Below are 15,101 nucleotides of genomic sequence, written 5' to 3' on the forward strand. Positions count from 1 at the left end.
GCGGCGTCAGACCGCGCGGCTGTGGAGCAGGTGGTAGCGCTTGAATCCGATCGGCCGCACGCCCGGGGTGTCGTGGGTGGCGCGCAGGGTCGCGGCCCGCGTGGCGCCTTCCAGGAACGAGATGTGCGCCTCGTCGCTGGTCCACTCGGCGTAGTTCAGTACGCGCGTGCCGTCGGCGCTGAGGTGGAAGTTGGCCGACAGCAGGCCGGGGTGCCGGTCGCCCGGGGCCTGTTCGAGGGCGCCGGCCACCGAGTCGACGATGCCGCGCTGTGCGTGCGGCCCGTCCACGTCGAAGGTCGCGACGACGAAGCTGGCCGGCACCAGCGGCCCGTGGTGCAGCACGATCGCGCGGTGCAGCGTGTACGCGACGGTCGCCGCGCCCGCCAGGTCCGTCAGCCCGGCGGTGAACGCGGCGTGGGCGGCGGGGTCGGAGGTCTGGACGTAGGTCAGCACGGTGTCGTGCTCGGTACTGAGGTAGGCGTTGACGGAGCGGATGCCGGACGGCCAGCGGGCGGCGTCCCACTGCGCCACGGCGCGGTCGAGGGTGGCGACACCGGTCTCCCGGTCGGGCACGTACCACTGCGCGACGTGCACCGCCGTACTGTCGGCGCGCCGGATGTCCGGCGGCGCCGCCTTGGTCTGCTGGTTGGTCTCCTGGGCCATGGCGTCGTCCTTCCAGGGTCGGTCGGGGGGGTTCCGCGGGCGGGTGTTCAGCGCGGATAGCGGTGCTCGGCGCGGGCGGCGCGCAGCGCGCGGCCCCACCACTGGAGCTGGTCGAGCAGGAGTCCGGCCGACTGGACGAACGGCCCGGGGTCGGTCAGCCGGCCCGCCTCGTCGAAGCGGTTCCCCGCCATGGAGAAGGCGACGTTCTCGCGGACGGTGAGGGTGTGCACCTCGGCGAAGACCTGCCGCAGCTGCTCGACGGCGCGGATTCCGCCGCTCAGCCCGCCGTAGGAGACGAAGCCGACGGGCTTGGCGGTCCACTCCTCGTAGAACCAGTCGACGGTGTTCTTCAGCACCGCGGGGAAGCTGTGGTTGTACTCGGGTGTGACGATGACGACGGCGTCGGCGGCGACGAGGACCGAGCGCAGGGTCTCCCGGGTCCTGGCGGTCTCCAGCGGTACGTCCTTGCCGGGCCCCGGCAGCACCAGCGGGAGTTGATGGTCGATCAGATCGACGGTCTGCGCGGCGAATTCGGCGCGCTCCTTGACCTGGGTGAGGAACCAGTCGGCGACGGCGGGACCGAGCCGGCCGTCCCGGACGCTGGCGGTGATGATGGCGAGGGAGAGCTGGTCATCCGTCATGGTGCGACCCGTTCTGTAGGGCGGGAGGGGAGGCCGTGGGAGAAGGCGTGGAGCCGGCCGAGGGGGATGCGGCGGGCGTCCGCAGTCCCGGCAGCGCGGCCAGCAGGCCGACGACGGCGACCGCGGTGATCAGCGCCAGCGCGGGGCGGCTGCCGTGGTGCGCGCCGAGCAGCGCGGCGGTGGCCGGGAGCATCACCACCGCGCCGAGCTGTACGGCCGTCTGGAACAGCGGGACGGCCGCGGCGCGTTCGGCGGGCGGCAGTGCGCCGGTCGCCTGGATGTTGAGGGCGGCGAAGGACAGGACGAAGCCCGCGCCGACCAGCAGCAGCGTCGGCAGTGTCCCGGTGGCGTACGCTCCCGCGCCGGCCCGCCACAGGAAGTACGCGTAGCCCAGCAGTGGCGCGGTCGCGCCGAGCGCGATCAACCGGCCGGTCCCCCAGCGCGCCACCAGCGCCCCGGCGAAGGGGACGGTCACCGCCAGCGGCACGCAGGCCGGCAGCAGCGCGACCGCCGACTGCCAGGGCGACCAGCCGAGTTGGCGCTGCGTCCGGAAGACCAGCAGCAGGAGCAGGCTCTGGTAGGTGCCGTTGAGGGTGGTCGCGCCGATCGCGGAGCGCAGCAGGGCGCGGTCGCGCAGCAGCGTGGGCGTGATGCGCGGCGCCGGGGTCCTGCCGCGGTCGGGCGGGATGACCCGCAGCCCGAAGACGAGCAGGATCAGCGCCACCGGTGCCGGGAAGAGGAAGGTCCACCGCCAGCTGCCGTTCAGCAGCGCCCCGGACAGCAGCAGTCCGGCCGTGAAGCCGGCCGCGCCGAACAGGGCGTAGACCGAGACCGCGCGGCGCTGCCGCGGTCCCGCGGGGAAGGCGGTGCCGATGATGGCGAGCCCGGTCGGCGCGGTGAGCGCCGCGCTCAGGCCCTTCACGACGCGGGTGGCGATCAGCAGCGCGGCGCTGTCGGTGAGGCCGCCGACCACCGAGGCGGCGGCGAACAGCAGCATCGCGCCGAGGTAGACGCGTCTGCGGCCCAGCCGGGCGTTGAGCCGCGGCCCGATCAGCAGCAGCGCGGCGAAGCCGAGCGCAAAGCCGCTCATCAGCCACTGCACCGTCCACAGGCCGAGGTCCAGCGCGTCGCCGATGGAGGGCAGGGCGACCAGGACGAGGGAGACCTCGATCGCGTCGAGGATCATGTTGCCGGACAGGATCAGCAGCACCGTCGTGAGCCGGGCGTCCCAGCGCGCGGGGTCGGCCGCACCGCCCGCGGGCGGTGCGTCGGGGGCGCCGGTACGGGGGGCGGCCGTCATTGCGGGTCCAGCAGCGGGGGCAGCTTCTCGGTGACGAGCCGGATGTTCTCGGTCACCAGCTCGTCCGGCATCCCGGCGATGCTCGCCCAGAAGATCAGGTGCTTGACCGGCAGATCGCCGACCAGCTCCTTGATCCGTACGGCGGCGTCCTCGGGCGTGAGGATGTCCAGCAGGCCGCGGGTGTCCTCGGCGTTGGGGTCGCGCAGGTCGTCGGCGGTCAGCAGCGGCTCGCTCCTGTCCCGGCCCTCGACCGACAACTGCCGGTAGGAGTTGACCTGGTGGGCGAGGTGCGGCGCCACCTGGTGCCACGCCTTCTCCGGGTCCTCGGCGAGGATGATCGGCATCAGGTCGCTGACCCGGGCGGTCTGCGGGTCGTGTCCCGCCTCGACCAGGCCCTTGCGGTAGTGCTTGAACATCGGCCGCGAGATGTGCAGCAGCCCGATGCCCAGCTCGCCGGCGATCCGGGCGCCGCGCGGCCCGTAGAAGCCGCCCCACACCGGCGGCGGGTCCTGGATCGGCAGCGGGGAGACGCCGCCCTCGCGCCACAGCCGCAGGATCTCCCGGATGCCCTTCTGCGTGGCCGCGAAGCGGCGGCTGAAGTCCGCGCCGAACAGCTCGTACTCGGGCACCCGGTAGCCGGCGCCCAGGCCGAGTTCGAGCCGGCCGCCGCTGATCAGGTCGACGAGCGCGGCCTGTTCCGCGAGGTCGACGGGGCTGTGCAGCGCGGGCAGCACCACGGAGGTGCCGATCCGGGCCCTGCGGGTGCGGGCGGCGACGGCCGCGGCGAAGGTCAGCGGCTGCGGCAGGTAGCCGTCCTCGAAAAGATGGTGCTCGGTGAACCACAGGCCGCCGGCTCCTCGCTGGTCGGCCTCTTCGCACAGGTCCAGGGTCCGGCCGTAGTGGGCCGCCCACGGCCGGTGCCACTGCTGGGGGTTGCGCAGGTCGAAGAGGAGTCCGACGTCCATGGCACGCTCCTTTTCACTGGGGGTTCGCGGGGGTCTGCGGAGGTCTGCGGGGGTTCGGCGGCGGATCCCGGGGTCACTGCGGCGGGTTGCCGTGCTTGCGGTGCGGCAGGTCGGCGCCCTTGGCGGCGAGCATGCTCAGCGCCCGGCAGAGCACCGGCCGGGTCAGCCGCGGGTCGATGACGTCGTCCACGAGGCCGCGTTCGGCCGCGTAGTACGGGTGGACCAACTGCTCGCGGTATTCGGCGATCTTCCGCTCGCGCATCGCGGCCGGGTCGTCGGCGGCGGCGATCTCGCGCCGGAAGACGACGTTCGCCGCGCCCTCCGCGCCCATCACCGCGATCTCGTTGGTCGGCCAGGCGAAGGCCAGGTCCGCGCCGATCGAGCGGGAGTCCATGACGATGTACGCGCCGCCGTACGCCTTGCGCAGGATGATCGAGATCCGCGGCACGGTGGCGTTGCAGTAGGCGTACAGCAGTTTGGCGCCGCGCCGGATGATGCCGGTGTGCTCCTGGTCGACGCCGGGCAGGAAGCCGGGGACGTCGACGAGGGTGATCAGCGGGATGTTGAAGGCGTCGCAGAACTGCACGAAGCGCGCGCCCTTCTCGCTGGAGTCGATGTCGAGGACGCCGGCGAGGGCCGCGGGCTGGTTGGCGAGGACGCCGACGGTCTGTCCGTCGAGCCGGGCCAGCGCGCAGACCAGGTTGGGCGCGAACGCGGCGTGCACCTCCAGGAATTCGCCGTCGTCGACGATCTCCTCGATCACCCGCCGTACGTCGTAGGAGCGGTTGCCGTCCGCGGGCACCAGGTCGAGCAGCGCCTCGGACTCGCGGTCCGGCGGGTCGGCGCAGACGGCGCGCGGCGGCAGTTCGCGGTTGTTGGCGGGCAACAGCGAGAGCAGATAGCGGACTTCGGCCAGGCACGTCTCCTCGTCGTCGTAGACGAAGTGCGCCACTCCGGAGGCGGCGGCGTGCACATCGGCGCCGCCGAGCCCGTTCTGCGTGATCTTCTCGCCGGTCACGGCCTGGACGACATCGGGTCCTGTGATGAACATCTGCGAGGTCTCACGGACCATGAACACCGCGTCGGTCAGCGCCGGGGAGTAGGCGGCGCCGCCCGCGCACGGGCCGAGCATCACCGAGATCTGCGGGATCACCCCGGACGCCGCGGTGTTGCGGCGGAAGATCCCGCCGTAACCGGCCAGCGCCTGCACGCCTTCCTGGATACGGGCGCCCGCGCCGTCGTTGAGCGACACCAGGGGCGCGCCGGCCGCGATCGCCAGGTCCATCAGCTTGTGGATCTTCTCGGCGTGCGCCTCGCCGAGCGCGCCGCCGAAGATCCGGAAGTCGTGGGCGTACACGAAGACCGTGCGGCCCTCGACGGTGCCCCAGCCGGTGACCACACCGTCGGTGTGCGGCTTCTTCGCCTCCAGGCCGAAGCCGGTGGCGCGGTGCCGGCGCAGCCCTTCGACCTCGGTGAAGCTGCCCTTGTCCAGCAGCAGGTCGATCCGCTCGCGGGCGGTGAGCTTGCCGCGCGCGTGCTGGCGTTCGGTGGCCCGCGGGTCGGGCCCCTGCCTGACCTGTTCCTTGAGGGCGTCGAGTTCGGCCGTGCGGGCGGCGATGCTGCCGGGGATGTCGGTCGGCATGGCCGTGTCACCTCCTGTCCGAGTCGGGTGTGCTGAACCGCCGTTGCCGGTGGCGGCGTTGGTACGGGCGCGGGTCCGGCCGGTCAGCCGAGCAGGGTGCCGCCGGTCGCGTCGATGAAGGCGCCGGTGATCCAGCGGGCCTCGTCGGTGGCGAGGAAGGTGACGACGTCGGCGACGTCGCCCGCCTGGCCGACCCGCTTGAAGGCGGAGAGCTGGGCCATCTGCTCGACGGCCTCGGGGATGCCGAAGACGGCGCTGCCGTTGTCGGTGATGCCGGGCGCGACGCTGTTGATGGTGATGCCGCGCGGCGCCAGGTGCCGGGCGAGGTGCAGCGTGAGCTGCTCGATGGCGCCCTTGGTCATCGCGTACGCGACCTGGTCGGGGTTGGCGACCCGGGTCAGGCCCGAGGAGATGTTGATGATCCGGCCGCCCTCGGGGATCTGCGCGAGAGCGCGCTGCACGATGAGATACGGGGCCTTGGCGTTGACCGCGAAGAAGCGGTCGAGCTGTTCCGGGGTGACGTCCTCGGGGGCGATGCCGGTCGCGGTGGCCTCGCCCGCGTTGTTGACCAGGATGTCCAGGGTGGTGTCGTCCGACCGCTCCTTGAGCCCCTGTTCCAGGCCGAGGAAGAGTTCGTGCACGTCACCGGGTTTGCCCAGCTCCGCGCGGACGGTGAAGGCCCGGCCGCCGTCCTTCTCGATCAGCTCCACGGTCTCGCGCGCCGCCGCCTCGTTGGCCGCGTAGTGGACGGCGACCAGTGCGCCCTCCCTGGCCAGCCGTACGGCGGTGGCGCGGCCGATGCCGCGGCTGGAGCCGGTGACGAGCGCCGTCTTGCCGATGAGCCTGCTCATGCTGCTGCCTCTCGTGGGGTGGGTTCTTCGGTCGTGGTGTCCGCGTGGCCGAGGCCGCTGATGGCGCGGGCGAGGTGGCGGCGGGCCGGGCCGATCGTCAGCAGGTCGCCGAAGACCGCCCGGAGCCCGTCCACCTCGGGGCCGCCGAGCAGCAGCCGGGCCTGGGCCTGGATGTTGGTGAGGGTCGCGGCGCCGATCCGGTGCCGGGTGGCGTGGTAGCTCTCCAGCAGCGCGGAGCCGGCGCCGTCCGGCGCCGCCGGGTCCTGGCCGGTGATCCGGGCGGCGAGCTTCGGGCCGAGGTCGGCGGCGTCCTGGAGGCCGAGGTTGAGGGCCTGGCCGCCGACCGGCATCTGCGCGTGGGCCGCGTCCCCCGCCAGCAGCACCCGGCCCTTGACGTAACGGGCGGCCTGAAGGCTGGTGTTGTCGAAGGCGTTGAGCCAGACGGGGGTGCCGGCGCCGATGTCCTCGCCGGTGACCAGCTTCCAGGCCGCCGCCACCTCGGCCAGGCTCGGCGGCCCGGTCCGCCGCGCGGCGCCGCTGCCGTACACATGGACCATGACGCGGGTGCTGCCGTCGGGCCAACGGTGGGCGGTGGCAAGGCCGTTCGGGAGCCGCTCGAAGCGCCGGTCGGGGATGTCGATGCCGGCGACGTCGGCCCGCAGCATTTCCAGGGCGCCGTCCTGGCCGGCCACCTCGAACCCGGCCAGCTGCCGTACGGTGCTCCGCTCACCGTCGCAGCCGACCAGGTACGAGGCGCTCAGGAGGCCGGTGCCTGTGCCTCTGGCCGTGGTGCCGAGCGTGGCGAATCCGGCCTCGATCCGGTCCGTGCGCGGCCGCAGACCGGTGACCACGTGCCCGCGCAGCACCCGCGCGCCCAACTCCGTCGCCCAGTCGTGCAGCAGGGATTCGAGCCGGGCCTGGGCGCACTTCCACTGGCCGGCCCACCGGTGGCCGGGGTCGGCCGCGGTCAGGTCGAGCCGCATGCCGCCGAAGTGCCCGGGGCCGCCGCTGGGCAGGGTGCCGAGCCGGGCCAGCAGACCGCGTTCCTCCAGGATCTCCATCGTGCGGGTGTGCAGGGTGGAGGCCCGGGATTCGGTGGTCGGCTCGGTGAGCTGCTCCAGTACGGTCACCCGGGCGCCGCCCAGCCGCAGTTCACCGGCGAGCAGCAGCCCGACCGGGCCCGCCCCGACCACGACGACGTCGGTGTCCACGGCGGTGTCCGCCGAGGGGTCGAGGGCAGGGTCCGCCGCGGGGCCGGGAGCGGGGTCCGCCTCGGTGTTCGGTGCGCCGGCCATGGTCAACGCCGCGCTTCCGCGTGCTCCTTGGCGTGGTTCAAGGTGGCGCGGCTGTTGTTGCCGAGCGCCTCGCGGATGAAGGTGCGCGCCTCGGCCACTCCCGCCTCCGGCCCGAGCACCGCGCCGATGTTGTCGGCGTTGAGCACGACGGTGTGCTGCGAGGTGGCCGTGGTGACGCCGTCGGGACCTTCCTCGAAGGTCCAGTAGCCGGTGTGCAGATCGAGCAGCGCGGGCAGGGTGGTCTGCTTGTAGGCGATCTTGCGGTGCGGGAAGCAGACCCGGACGGATTCGGTGGTGTGGGTCGAGCCGTCCTTGGTGAGGGTGTCCATCCGCAGCGTCTGCAACCCCGGGGTGTCCTCGGTGAGTTCGACCTTCGCCACGTGCGGCAGCCGCTCGGTCCACAGCTGGGCCTCGTTGACGAAGTCGTAGGCGTCCTTGGCGGCGCCCTCGATCCGGACGCTGTCCTCGAAGGACAGGCTGAGTCCCGCGTCCTGCGCGGACAGCTCCAAGTTGGTCTTCAGGCCCGGCAGTTCGGCCCGGCTGTTGCGGTCCACCGCCTCGTCGATCCAGGTCAGACCCTCGGGATCGTCGTCGATCGCCCGGTAGGAGTGCAGCAGCCGCACCCGGGTCTCGGTCTCGGCCAGCGGTTCGATGACCCAGGTGCCGGTCATCTCGGCGACCGGCGGCGCGGAGACCTCCTGCCAGAAGCGGATGCGCAGCGCGTCGGGGTCCAGGACCCGCCGCGAACTCCAGTTCTTGGCCTCGCCGTTGGCGGTGGCCCAGATCCGGATCCGTTCCTCGTTCCCGTCGCGCTCCAGGTAGTCGACGTAGACGGACGGCGGGAAGAGACGGGGCCAGTTCTCGACGTCGGCGAGCAGCCGGTAGACGTCGGCGGCGGCGGCCCGCACGGTGATCTCGTGTTCGACCTCACGGGTCGTCATGTCACAGCTCCGATCGGTGGGTTGGGGCGGCAGAGGGGCGCGGCGGATCGACGGATCAGAAGTTGCCGAGACCGCCGCAGACGTTGAGCGCCTGGGAGGTGATGGAGGCGGCGGTGTCCGAGGCGAGGTAGCCGACCAGGCCGGCCACTTCCTCGGGCGAGGAGTAGCGGCCGAGCGGGATCTTGGCCTCGAACTTCTCCCGGATGGCGTCCTCGCTGGTGGAGTAGGCCGCCGCGTAGCCCTGCCGGACCCGCGCCGCCATCGGCGTCTCGACGTAGCCGGGGCAGACCGCGTTGACGGTGATGCCGGTCGGCGCCAGCTCGTTGCCCAGCGCCTTGGTGAAACCGACCACGCCGTGCTTGGACGCGGAGTACGGGGCGCCGAGCACGACGCCCTGTTTGCCCGCGGTGGACGCGATGTTGATGATCCGGCCGCGGCTCTTGGCGCGCAGTCCGCCCGCGTTCAGCACTTCGCGGGTGACCCGGAAGACGCTGTTGAGGTTGGTCTCGATCACGTCGTACCAGAGTTCGTCGGCGATGTCGGCGGTCACTCCCCCGCCGCTGCGGCCCGCGTTGTTGACCAGGACGTCGACCGGCCCGTACCGCTCGACGGCGGCGAGCACGAACGACCTGACCTGCTCGTCGCTGCGGACGTCGACGACAGCGCCGTCCACGTCGAGGCCCTCGGCGCGCAGTTCCTTGACGGTCGCCGCGACATTGCCGGCGTCGCGGGCGCCGATGAAGACGCGGTGGCCCTGTCCGGCCAGCAGCCGGGCGACGGCCAGGCCGATGCCGCTGGTCGCGCCGGTGACCAGTGCGACCTTTCCGGTGGTTTCCGTGGTCTGCGACATGGCGGCCTCCCTCAGACGCTCTGGGCAGCGGCGAGCTGCGCGTTGACGATGTCGATGAGGCCGCGCGGGGTGACCACGTCGGTCAGCGCGGAGTCGTCGAGCGAGATGTCGTACTCGCGCTCGATCCGGCCGCCGGTCTCCAGCAGGGCGAGCGATTCGTAGCCGAGGGCGGTGAAGTCGGTGTCGATGATGTCGCCGGTCAGGTCGACGCCTTCCTCTTCTCCGGCCGCCTCGCGCAGGATGCGGCGCAGGTCGTCGAGGGTGAACGGGCTGGTGGTGGGCATGTGCGGGCCTTTCGTGGCGGGGTCGGTGTCCGAAGGTCCTGGGAGGTGCGGCCGTGGCCGCGGTGCGCGGCCGTGGGTCTCAGCTGTCGGCGGCGCGTACGACGAGCGCCGAGTTGAAGCCGCCCTGGCCGCGGGCGAGCACCAGGGCGGTGCGTACGGGAGCGGGGCGCGGGGCGCCGATCACGAGGTCGATGTCGTAGCGGTCGTTGGGCGAACTGCCGACGGTCGGCGGGATGATGCCGTCGCGGATGCTCAGCAGGGCAGCGGCCACGTCCAGCGGGGCGGCGCCGGAGTAGAGCCGGCCGGTCATGGTCTTGGGTGCGGTGACCGGGACGCCGTGCGGCCCGAAGGTCTTGGTGATGGCCTCGGCCTCGGCGCGGTCGAGTTCGGGGATCGCGGCGGCGTCCGCGAAGACGACGTCCACCTCGTCCGGGCCGATGCCGGCGTCGCGCAGCGCCTCCTCGACGGCCCGTTCGATGCCGGGCGCGCGCCCGCTGCCCGGGCGCGGGTCCATCGTGGCGGCGTGCCCGGCGAGCACCCCGTAGACGTTCTGCGCGCCGCGGGCCCTGGCGTGCTCGGCGTCCTCCACGACCAGCAACGCGCCGCCCTCGCCCGGCACATGGCCGCGCGCGTCCTCGTCGAAGGGCAGATAGGCGCGGGCCGCGTCGTCGCCGGTGGCGAGCCGGCCGCCGGCCAGTTGCGCCACCCATCCCCAGGAGCAGATCGAGGCGTCGACGGCGCCTGCCACCACGACCGAGGTGCCCTTGCGGATCTGCCGCCGGGCCTGGGCGAGCGCGTCGAGGCCGCCCGCCTGGTCGGAGACGACGACGCTGCTGGGGCCGCGCAGCCCGTGCCGGATGGAGATCTGGCCGCTGTTGACGGCGTAGAACCAGGCGAAGGACTGGTAGGCGGAGACGTATCTGCCGCCCTTGCTCCACAGCGCCTTGAGTTCGTTCTGGCCGAATTCGAAGCCGCCGGAGTGGCTGGCGGTGATGACGCCCGCCGCGTAGTCGGGGAGTTCGGCCGCGTCGATCCCGGCGTCGGTGAGCGACCAGTCGGCGCCGACCAGCGCGAGCTGCGTCATCCGGTCGGTCTGCGGCAGCAGCCTGCTCGGCAGGTGCTCGCGGGCGTCGAAGCCGCTGATCTCTCCGGCCAGCCGCGACGGGTAGTCGGTGGGGTCGAAGCGGGTGATGCGCCCGATGGCGCTGCGCCCGGCGAGCGTGGCGGCCCAATACTCCTCCAGGCCGAGGCCGTTGGGTGCGACGACACCGAGTCCGGTGACCAGGGGGCGGGCGTTCATCGGGCGCTCCGATCGGGCCGGGCGAGCACGACCGCGCTCTGGAAGCCGCCGAAGCCGCTGCCGACCGACAGCACCGTGTCCGTACGCCAGTCGCGCGCGGTCAGCGGTACGTAGTCGAGGTCGCACTCGGGGTCGGGGGTGTGCAGATTGGCGGTCGGCGGGACGACGCTGTGCTCCATCGCCAGCACGGAGGCGGCGATCTCGATGGAGCCGATGGCGCCGAGGGAGTGGCCGACCATCGATTTGATGGAGCTGACCGGGGTCCGGTAGGCGTGCTCGCCGAGGCTGCGCTTGAAGGCGGCGGTCTCGTGCCGGTCGTTCTGCTTGGTGCCTGAGCCGTGCGCGTTGATGTAGTCGATGTCCTCCGGGCCGAGCCTGGCCTCGTCGAGCGCCACCCGGATCGCCTCGGCCATCTCGGCGCCGTCCGGGCGCAGTCCGGTCATGTGGAAGGCGTTGGAGCGGGTCGCGTATCCGGCGACCTCGGCGTAGATGTGGGCGCCCCTGCGGCGCGCGCTCTCCAGTTCCTCCAGCACGAAGACGGCCGCGCCCTCGCCGAGGACGAAGCCCGTACGGCTGGCGTCGAAGGGCCGGGAGGCGTGCTCGGGGTCGTCGTTGCGGGCGGTGGTGGCCTTGATCGCGTCGAAGCAGGCGACGGTGATCGGTGAGATCGGGGCGTCGCTGGCGCCCGCCACGACGACGTCGGCGGCGCCGTCGCGGATCAGGTCGGTGGCGTACCCGACCGAGTCCAGGCCCGAGGTGCAGCCGGTGGAGACGACGGTGCCGGGCCCTTCGGCGCCGACCGCCCAGGCGACCTCCGTCGCGAAGGAGCTGGGCACCAGGTAGTTGTAGAGGTGCGGCACCGCGTACTCGTGGTCGACCAGGTCGAGCCGGCCGCCGTCGCTGACCGCGCGGTACTCCTGGTCGAGGCCGGTGGTCGCGCCCACCGCGCTGCCGATCGTCACGCCGACGCGGTGCGGGTCGACGGCGGCGAAGTCCAGGCCGCTGTCGGCGACGGCCTCGCGGGCGGTGACCACCGCGAACTGCGCCGCGCGGTCCATCCGGCGGATCTCCTGCGGGGTGAGACCCGACAGTTCGGCGTCGAAGTCGGCCTCCGCGGCGATCTGGGAGCGGAAGGAGGACGGGTCGAAGAAGGAGATGCGCCGGGTGGCGGTGCGGCCGTCGGCCAGCAGCTGCCAGAAGTCCTTGACGCCGATGCCGCCGGGCGCGGTGACCCCGACACCGGTGATCACGACGCGGCGGCCGCCCGCGGCGCTCATTCGGCACTCCAGTGGTAGAAGCGCCGTGCCATCGCGTCGGCGGGCGAGCGCCAGGTGGCCGGGTCGTACGCCTCGATGTGCGGCTTGAGGTCGTCGCTGATCCGGACGAAGCGCGGGTCGGTCTTCGCGGTCTCGATCCGCTCGCCGCCGTTCTCGCCGTCGAAGTCCTGGAGGTGGAAGTACAGGCCGCGGTAGGAGAACAGTTCGCGGCGGCGCGTGCCCATCAGGTGGGGCATGTCGGTGTCGTCGAAGGCGCCGAAGATCCCGGCGACGTCGTCGGCCGAGCCCAGCTGCATACGGGCGACGATCAGGGTGCTGTACATCTCTACCTCTCTCGCGATTCGGGTCGGGCGGGACCGAACCAGCGGTCCAGTGCCGCCGGAAGGTCGTGGTGGCTGCCGGGTCCCGCCCAGGCGACATAGCCGTCGGGGCGGATCAGGACCGCGGTGGTGCCGTCGAGCGGGTCGGGCCGTTCGCCGCGCGGCCGGGCGGTGACGATGTCGACGCGCTCGCGCCAGCCGGCCGCGCGGCGCCGCAGGTGCGGGTTGTCGGCCAGGTCGAGCAGCACACCGCGGCCGGCGTGCAGCAGGGCGGTACTGCTGGTGGGTCGGCCCCGGACGGTGAGCTCCAGGTGCGGCATCCGTGCCCCGAGCAGCGGGTTGGGGCCCGCGCCGACGTCGTATCGGATCGCCAACCCGCTGACCTGGGCGGCCAGATGGCGGGTGACGTCCTCGTACGCGGTCAGGTCGGCGAGTACGGAACGCAGCGGCTGGGCCTCCTTGCCGCCGAGGATCAGCTGGCTCTGCGCGCCGGTGTTGGCGAGCAACTGCGCGCCGACCTCGTGCCGTTCGGTGTGGTAGGTGTCGAGCAGCGATACGGGGGCGGTGCCGCGCAGCACCGCGGCGAGTTTCCAGCCGAGGTTCACCGAGTCCTGGATGCTGACGTTCATGCCCTGGCCGCCGGCCGGGAAGTGGATGTGCGCGGCGTCCCCGGTGAGCAGCACCCGGCCCTTGCGGTAGTCGGAGACCTGGCGCGCGGCGTCGGTGAATGCGCTGATCCACACCGGTTCCGCGGCCGAGATGTCGTCGCCGGTCAGCCGTTTCCAGGTGTCGGCGACCTCGTGGAAAAGCGGCGGGCCGCCGCGCCTGCGCGGGGGTGTGCCGCGTTCGCCGACGATGACCCGGTGCACACCGCCGGCCAGCGGCGCGGACATCACCATGCCGCCGGCCGACAGTTCGCCGGTCATCCGGGGGGCGACGTCGACGCCGCGGATGTCGGCGAGCAGCAGTTCCGTGCCGCCTGCGGTGCCGGGGAAGTCGAAGCCGCCGGCCTTGCGCACGGTGCTGCGTCCGCCGTCGGCGCCGACCAAGTAGTCCGCGCGCAGCGTCCGTTCGCCGTCCGGGGTGCTGACGCGTACGGCGACGGCCGTCTCCTCCTCCCGGTAGGACAGCACCTCGTGGCCGCGGCGGATCTCGGCGCCCAGTTCGAGCGCCCAGCTCTGCAGGACGGCCTCGGTGACGGACTGCGGCACGGTCTTGGCGCTGCGGAAGGGCCCGTCGAGCACGCCGAGGTCGAGCGGCACGCCGCCGAAGTGCCCCTGTTCGCTGGTCGTGAGATCGCCGAAGCGGCGCAGCAGCCCGCGCTGGGCGAAGGTCTCGACCGTACGAATGGCCAGGCCGATTCCACGCGATTCGGCGGTGGGTCCCGACAGGCGTTCCAGAATGACGACGTCTATGCCCGCCAGCCGCAGTTCTCCGGCGAGTACGAGCCCGGCAGGTCCGGCTCCCGCAATGATGACCGATGCGCTCATACACCTCTCCCGTACGTATAGGAAATCGCGTGCGGACTCTCCCGGAATTCACGGCGGCGGCGCGTACGCAATCGCCCCCGAGTAGTACCGGTAATGATTCGTCCGAGTTTTCGCCGGACACAAATATCGTCTGTCACGGCCTGTTCAGAATTCAAGCAGGGATCTCAAGGGTCTCTGAAAACTAATGTCAGCGGACTGTCAAGTCGCACCGGCCAAGGCTTGACGTTCCGTCCATGCGGCCGACGTCAGGCGGGTCGTGGTGCGGCGCCGATTCATAAGAAAGCGTCAAGGGAAGTACAGGTTTCTTGACGCTCCCGCGGCGCCGCGAGTGGGCCGGCCGGTTTTATGCGTGCGATGGTTTCAGAAACCTTGCAGGAGTGTGAAATGTCCCGGCGGAGCTTCAAACGGTGCCCGGCGGGCGGCTAATCTGCCGGAAGAATTCGGAGCGAACCCCACGAAGGCATGGGAGTCATGCGGGTACTGGTAGCGGATTCCGACACGATTGGGGTCGGCAGCCTGAGTGCCGAGTTGCAGCGCCATGGTTTTGACATCGAGCAGTGCGGCACCGGGGCGGAGGCGCTGGAAAGGTATACGACGTTCGACTTCTTCCTGCTCGACCTCGCGCTGCCGGACATGGACGGCCTCGAGGTCTGCCGATTGCTGCGGTCGGCGAGCGACATACCGATCATCGCTTTCACCGATCCCGGTACCGACCTCGACCGGATCCTGTGTCTCCAGGCCGGCTGCGACGACTGCATGGCCAAGCCATTCGGTTTCCGTGAACTCCTCGCGCGCATCGAGGCCGTCCTGCGGCGGTCGGGTGCGCACACCTCGGCGGCGGCCCGGTCGCAGCCGATCATGATCGGCTCGCTGTGCATCGACCCCGACACCCGGGAAGTGCGGCTGAACGGCCGGCTGATCAATCTCACCCGGATCGAATTCTGTCTGCTGCTCAAGCTGGCCTCGCAGCCGCAGACCGTCTTCACCCGCACCCAGTTGATGGGTGACGTGTGGGGCTACCAGCACGACGGCCGGCCGCTGAGCGCCAGGGCGAGCCGGACCATCGACACCCATGTCAGCGCCCTGCGCAAGAAGCTGGGCGATCCGAGCTGGATCGTCACGCTGCGCGGGATCGGCTTCCGGATGGGACACGCCTGAGCGCAGTCCCCAACGAGCCCGGTCCCCCGCGACCGCACACCTCACTCCCCCGAGCCGGCGGCCCGGGGTCTCCCTCTCATCACGGTGCCGCATGCCAAGGCGCCGCTCGTCACCTCGCCCCACC

General features: G+C 71.9%; 15 protein-coding genes. 1 reads left to right on the top strand and 14 read right to left on the bottom strand.

The window, feature by feature from the left end; translation table 11 throughout:
• Positions 1 to 6: 6 nt before the first annotated feature.
• From BM076_RS09450 to BM076_RS09510, 14 genes are all read right to left on the bottom strand, one after another.
• Positions 7 to 663, bottom strand: a complete 657-nt coding sequence (locus BM076_RS09450) for an antibiotic biosynthesis monooxygenase (protein WP_093712966.1) — start codon at positions 661 to 663, stop codon at positions 7 to 9.
• Positions 664 to 710: 47 nt separating this feature from the next.
• Positions 711 to 1,304 (bottom strand): NADPH-dependent FMN reductase, encoded by a 594-nt coding sequence (locus BM076_RS09455; protein ID WP_093712967.1) that lies wholly within the window; start codon positions 1,302 to 1,304, stop codon positions 711 to 713.
• On the bottom strand, positions 1,294 to 2,604 hold the full coding sequence (locus BM076_RS09460) for an MFS transporter (protein ID WP_093712968.1): 1,311 nt from the start codon (positions 2,602 to 2,604) through the stop codon (positions 1,294 to 1,296). The genes BM076_RS09455 and BM076_RS09460 overlap by 11 nt, the downstream gene beginning before the upstream one ends.
• Positions 2,601 to 3,569 carry an LLM class flavin-dependent oxidoreductase gene (locus BM076_RS09465; protein ID WP_093712969.1) on the bottom strand — a complete coding sequence of 323 codons (969 nt, stop codon included), beginning with the start codon at positions 3,567 to 3,569 and terminating at the stop codon, positions 2,601 to 2,603. Before BM076_RS09465 ends, BM076_RS09460 begins: the two co-directional genes overlap by 4 nt.
• A gap of 73 nt (positions 3,570 to 3,642) precedes the next feature.
• Positions 3,643 to 5,211, bottom strand: coding sequence for an acyl-CoA carboxylase subunit beta (locus BM076_RS09470; RefSeq protein ID WP_093712970.1), 1,569 nt, complete (start codon positions 5,209 to 5,211; stop codon positions 3,643 to 3,645).
• A gap of 83 nt (positions 5,212 to 5,294) precedes the next feature.
• Positions 5,295 to 6,062 (bottom strand): SDR family NAD(P)-dependent oxidoreductase, encoded by a 768-nt coding sequence (locus BM076_RS36005; RefSeq protein ID WP_143120543.1) that lies wholly within the window; start codon positions 6,060 to 6,062, stop codon positions 5,295 to 5,297.
• Complete coding sequence (locus BM076_RS36010) at positions 6,059 to 7,357, bottom strand: FAD-dependent monooxygenase (protein WP_143120544.1); 1,299 nt, start codon at positions 7,355 to 7,357, stop codon at positions 6,059 to 6,061. Before BM076_RS36010 ends, BM076_RS36005 begins: the two co-directional genes overlap by 4 nt.
• Positions 7,358 to 7,359: 2 nt before the next feature.
• Complete coding sequence (locus BM076_RS09480) at positions 7,360 to 8,298, bottom strand: aromatase/cyclase (protein WP_093712971.1); 939 nt, start codon at positions 8,296 to 8,298, stop codon at positions 7,360 to 7,362.
• Positions 8,299 to 8,353: 55 nt separating this feature from the next.
• Complete coding sequence (fabG, locus tag BM076_RS09485; protein WP_093712972.1) at positions 8,354 to 9,148, bottom strand: 3-oxoacyl-ACP reductase FabG; 795 nt, start codon at positions 9,146 to 9,148, stop codon at positions 8,354 to 8,356.
• Between the two features lie 11 nt (positions 9,149 to 9,159).
• Positions 9,160 to 9,432: an acyl carrier protein gene (locus tag BM076_RS09490; protein WP_093712973.1), complete on the bottom strand. Its 273-nt coding sequence runs from the start codon at positions 9,430 to 9,432 to the stop codon at positions 9,160 to 9,162.
• Between the two features lie 79 nt (positions 9,433 to 9,511).
• Positions 9,512 to 10,732 (bottom strand): ketosynthase chain-length factor, encoded by a 1,221-nt coding sequence (locus BM076_RS09495; protein WP_093712974.1) that lies wholly within the window; start codon positions 10,730 to 10,732, stop codon positions 9,512 to 9,514.
• Positions 10,729 to 12,009, bottom strand: a complete 1,281-nt coding sequence (locus BM076_RS09500; protein WP_093712975.1) for a beta-ketoacyl-[acyl-carrier-protein] synthase family protein — start codon at positions 12,007 to 12,009, stop codon at positions 10,729 to 10,731. Before BM076_RS09500 ends, BM076_RS09495 begins: the two co-directional genes overlap by 4 nt.
• Positions 12,006 to 12,332, bottom strand: coding sequence for a TcmI family type II polyketide cyclase (locus tag BM076_RS09505; protein ID WP_093712976.1), 327 nt, complete (start codon positions 12,330 to 12,332; stop codon positions 12,006 to 12,008). Before BM076_RS09505 ends, BM076_RS09500 begins: the two co-directional genes overlap by 4 nt.
• A gap of 2 nt (positions 12,333 to 12,334) precedes the next feature.
• A complete protein-coding gene (locus tag BM076_RS09510; RefSeq protein ID WP_093712977.1) occupies positions 12,335 to 13,819 on the bottom strand; it encodes an FAD-dependent monooxygenase in 1,485 nt (494 codons plus the stop codon).
• A gap of 471 nt (positions 13,820 to 14,290) precedes the next feature.
• Between BM076_RS09510 and BM076_RS09515 the strand changes: the two genes are divergently transcribed.
• Entirely contained in the window at positions 14,291 to 14,977 is a 687-nt protein-coding gene (locus tag BM076_RS09515) for a response regulator transcription factor (protein WP_093712978.1), read from the top strand.
• The last annotated feature ends 124 nt before the right edge of the window (positions 14,978 to 15,101 follow it).

The organism is Actinacidiphila alni (assembly GCF_900112845.1).
In the GTDB taxonomy this organism is placed as follows: Bacteria; Actinomycetota; Actinomycetes; order Streptomycetales; family Streptomycetaceae; genus Actinacidiphila; species Actinacidiphila alni.

Excerpts from the sequence above, each read along its gene's own strand:
- BM076_RS09450 (WP_093712966.1), bottom strand. The coding sequence starts at position 663 with ATGGCCCAGGAGACCAACCAGCAGACCAAGGCGGCGCCGCCGGACATC.
- BM076_RS09490 (WP_093712973.1), bottom strand. The coding sequence starts at position 9,432 with ATGCCCACCACCAGCCCGTTCACCCTCGACGACCTGCGCCGCATCCTG.
- BM076_RS09505 (WP_093712976.1), bottom strand. The coding sequence starts at position 12,332 with ATGTACAGCACCCTGATCGTCGCCCGTATGCAGCTGGGCTCGGCCGAC.
- fabG (WP_093712972.1), bottom strand. The coding sequence starts at position 9,148 with ATGTCGCAGACCACGGAAACCACCGGAAAGGTCGCACTGGTCACCGGC.
- BM076_RS09465 (WP_093712969.1), bottom strand. The coding sequence starts at position 3,569 with ATGGACGTCGGACTCCTCTTCGACCTGCGCAACCCCCAGCAGTGGCAC.
- BM076_RS36005 (WP_143120543.1), bottom strand. The coding sequence starts at position 6,062 with ATGAGCAGGCTCATCGGCAAGACGGCGCTCGTCACCGGCTCCAGCCGC.
- BM076_RS09515 (WP_093712978.1), top strand. The coding sequence starts at position 14,291 with ATGCGGGTACTGGTAGCGGATTCCGACACGATTGGGGTCGGCAGCCTG.
- BM076_RS09455 (WP_093712967.1), bottom strand. The coding sequence starts at position 1,304 with ATGACGGATGACCAGCTCTCCCTCGCCATCATCACCGCCAGCGTCCGG.
- BM076_RS09510 (WP_093712977.1), bottom strand. The coding sequence starts at position 13,819 with ATGAGCGCATCGGTCATCATTGCGGGAGCCGGACCTGCCGGGCTCGTA.
- BM076_RS09495 (WP_093712974.1), bottom strand. The coding sequence starts at position 10,732 with ATGAACGCCCGCCCCCTGGTCACCGGACTCGGTGTCGTCGCACCCAAC.
- BM076_RS09460 (WP_093712968.1), bottom strand. The coding sequence starts at position 2,604 with ATGACGGCCGCCCCCCGTACCGGCGCCCCCGACGCACCGCCCGCGGGC.
- BM076_RS09480 (WP_093712971.1), bottom strand. The coding sequence starts at position 8,298 with ATGACGACCCGTGAGGTCGAACACGAGATCACCGTGCGGGCCGCCGCC.
- BM076_RS36010 (WP_143120544.1), bottom strand. The coding sequence starts at position 7,357 with ATGGCCGGCGCACCGAACACCGAGGCGGACCCCGCTCCCGGCCCCGCG.
- BM076_RS09500 (WP_093712975.1), bottom strand. The coding sequence starts at position 12,009 with ATGAGCGCCGCGGGCGGCCGCCGCGTCGTGATCACCGGTGTCGGGGTC.
- BM076_RS09470 (WP_093712970.1), bottom strand. The coding sequence starts at position 5,211 with ATGCCGACCGACATCCCCGGCAGCATCGCCGCCCGCACGGCCGAACTC.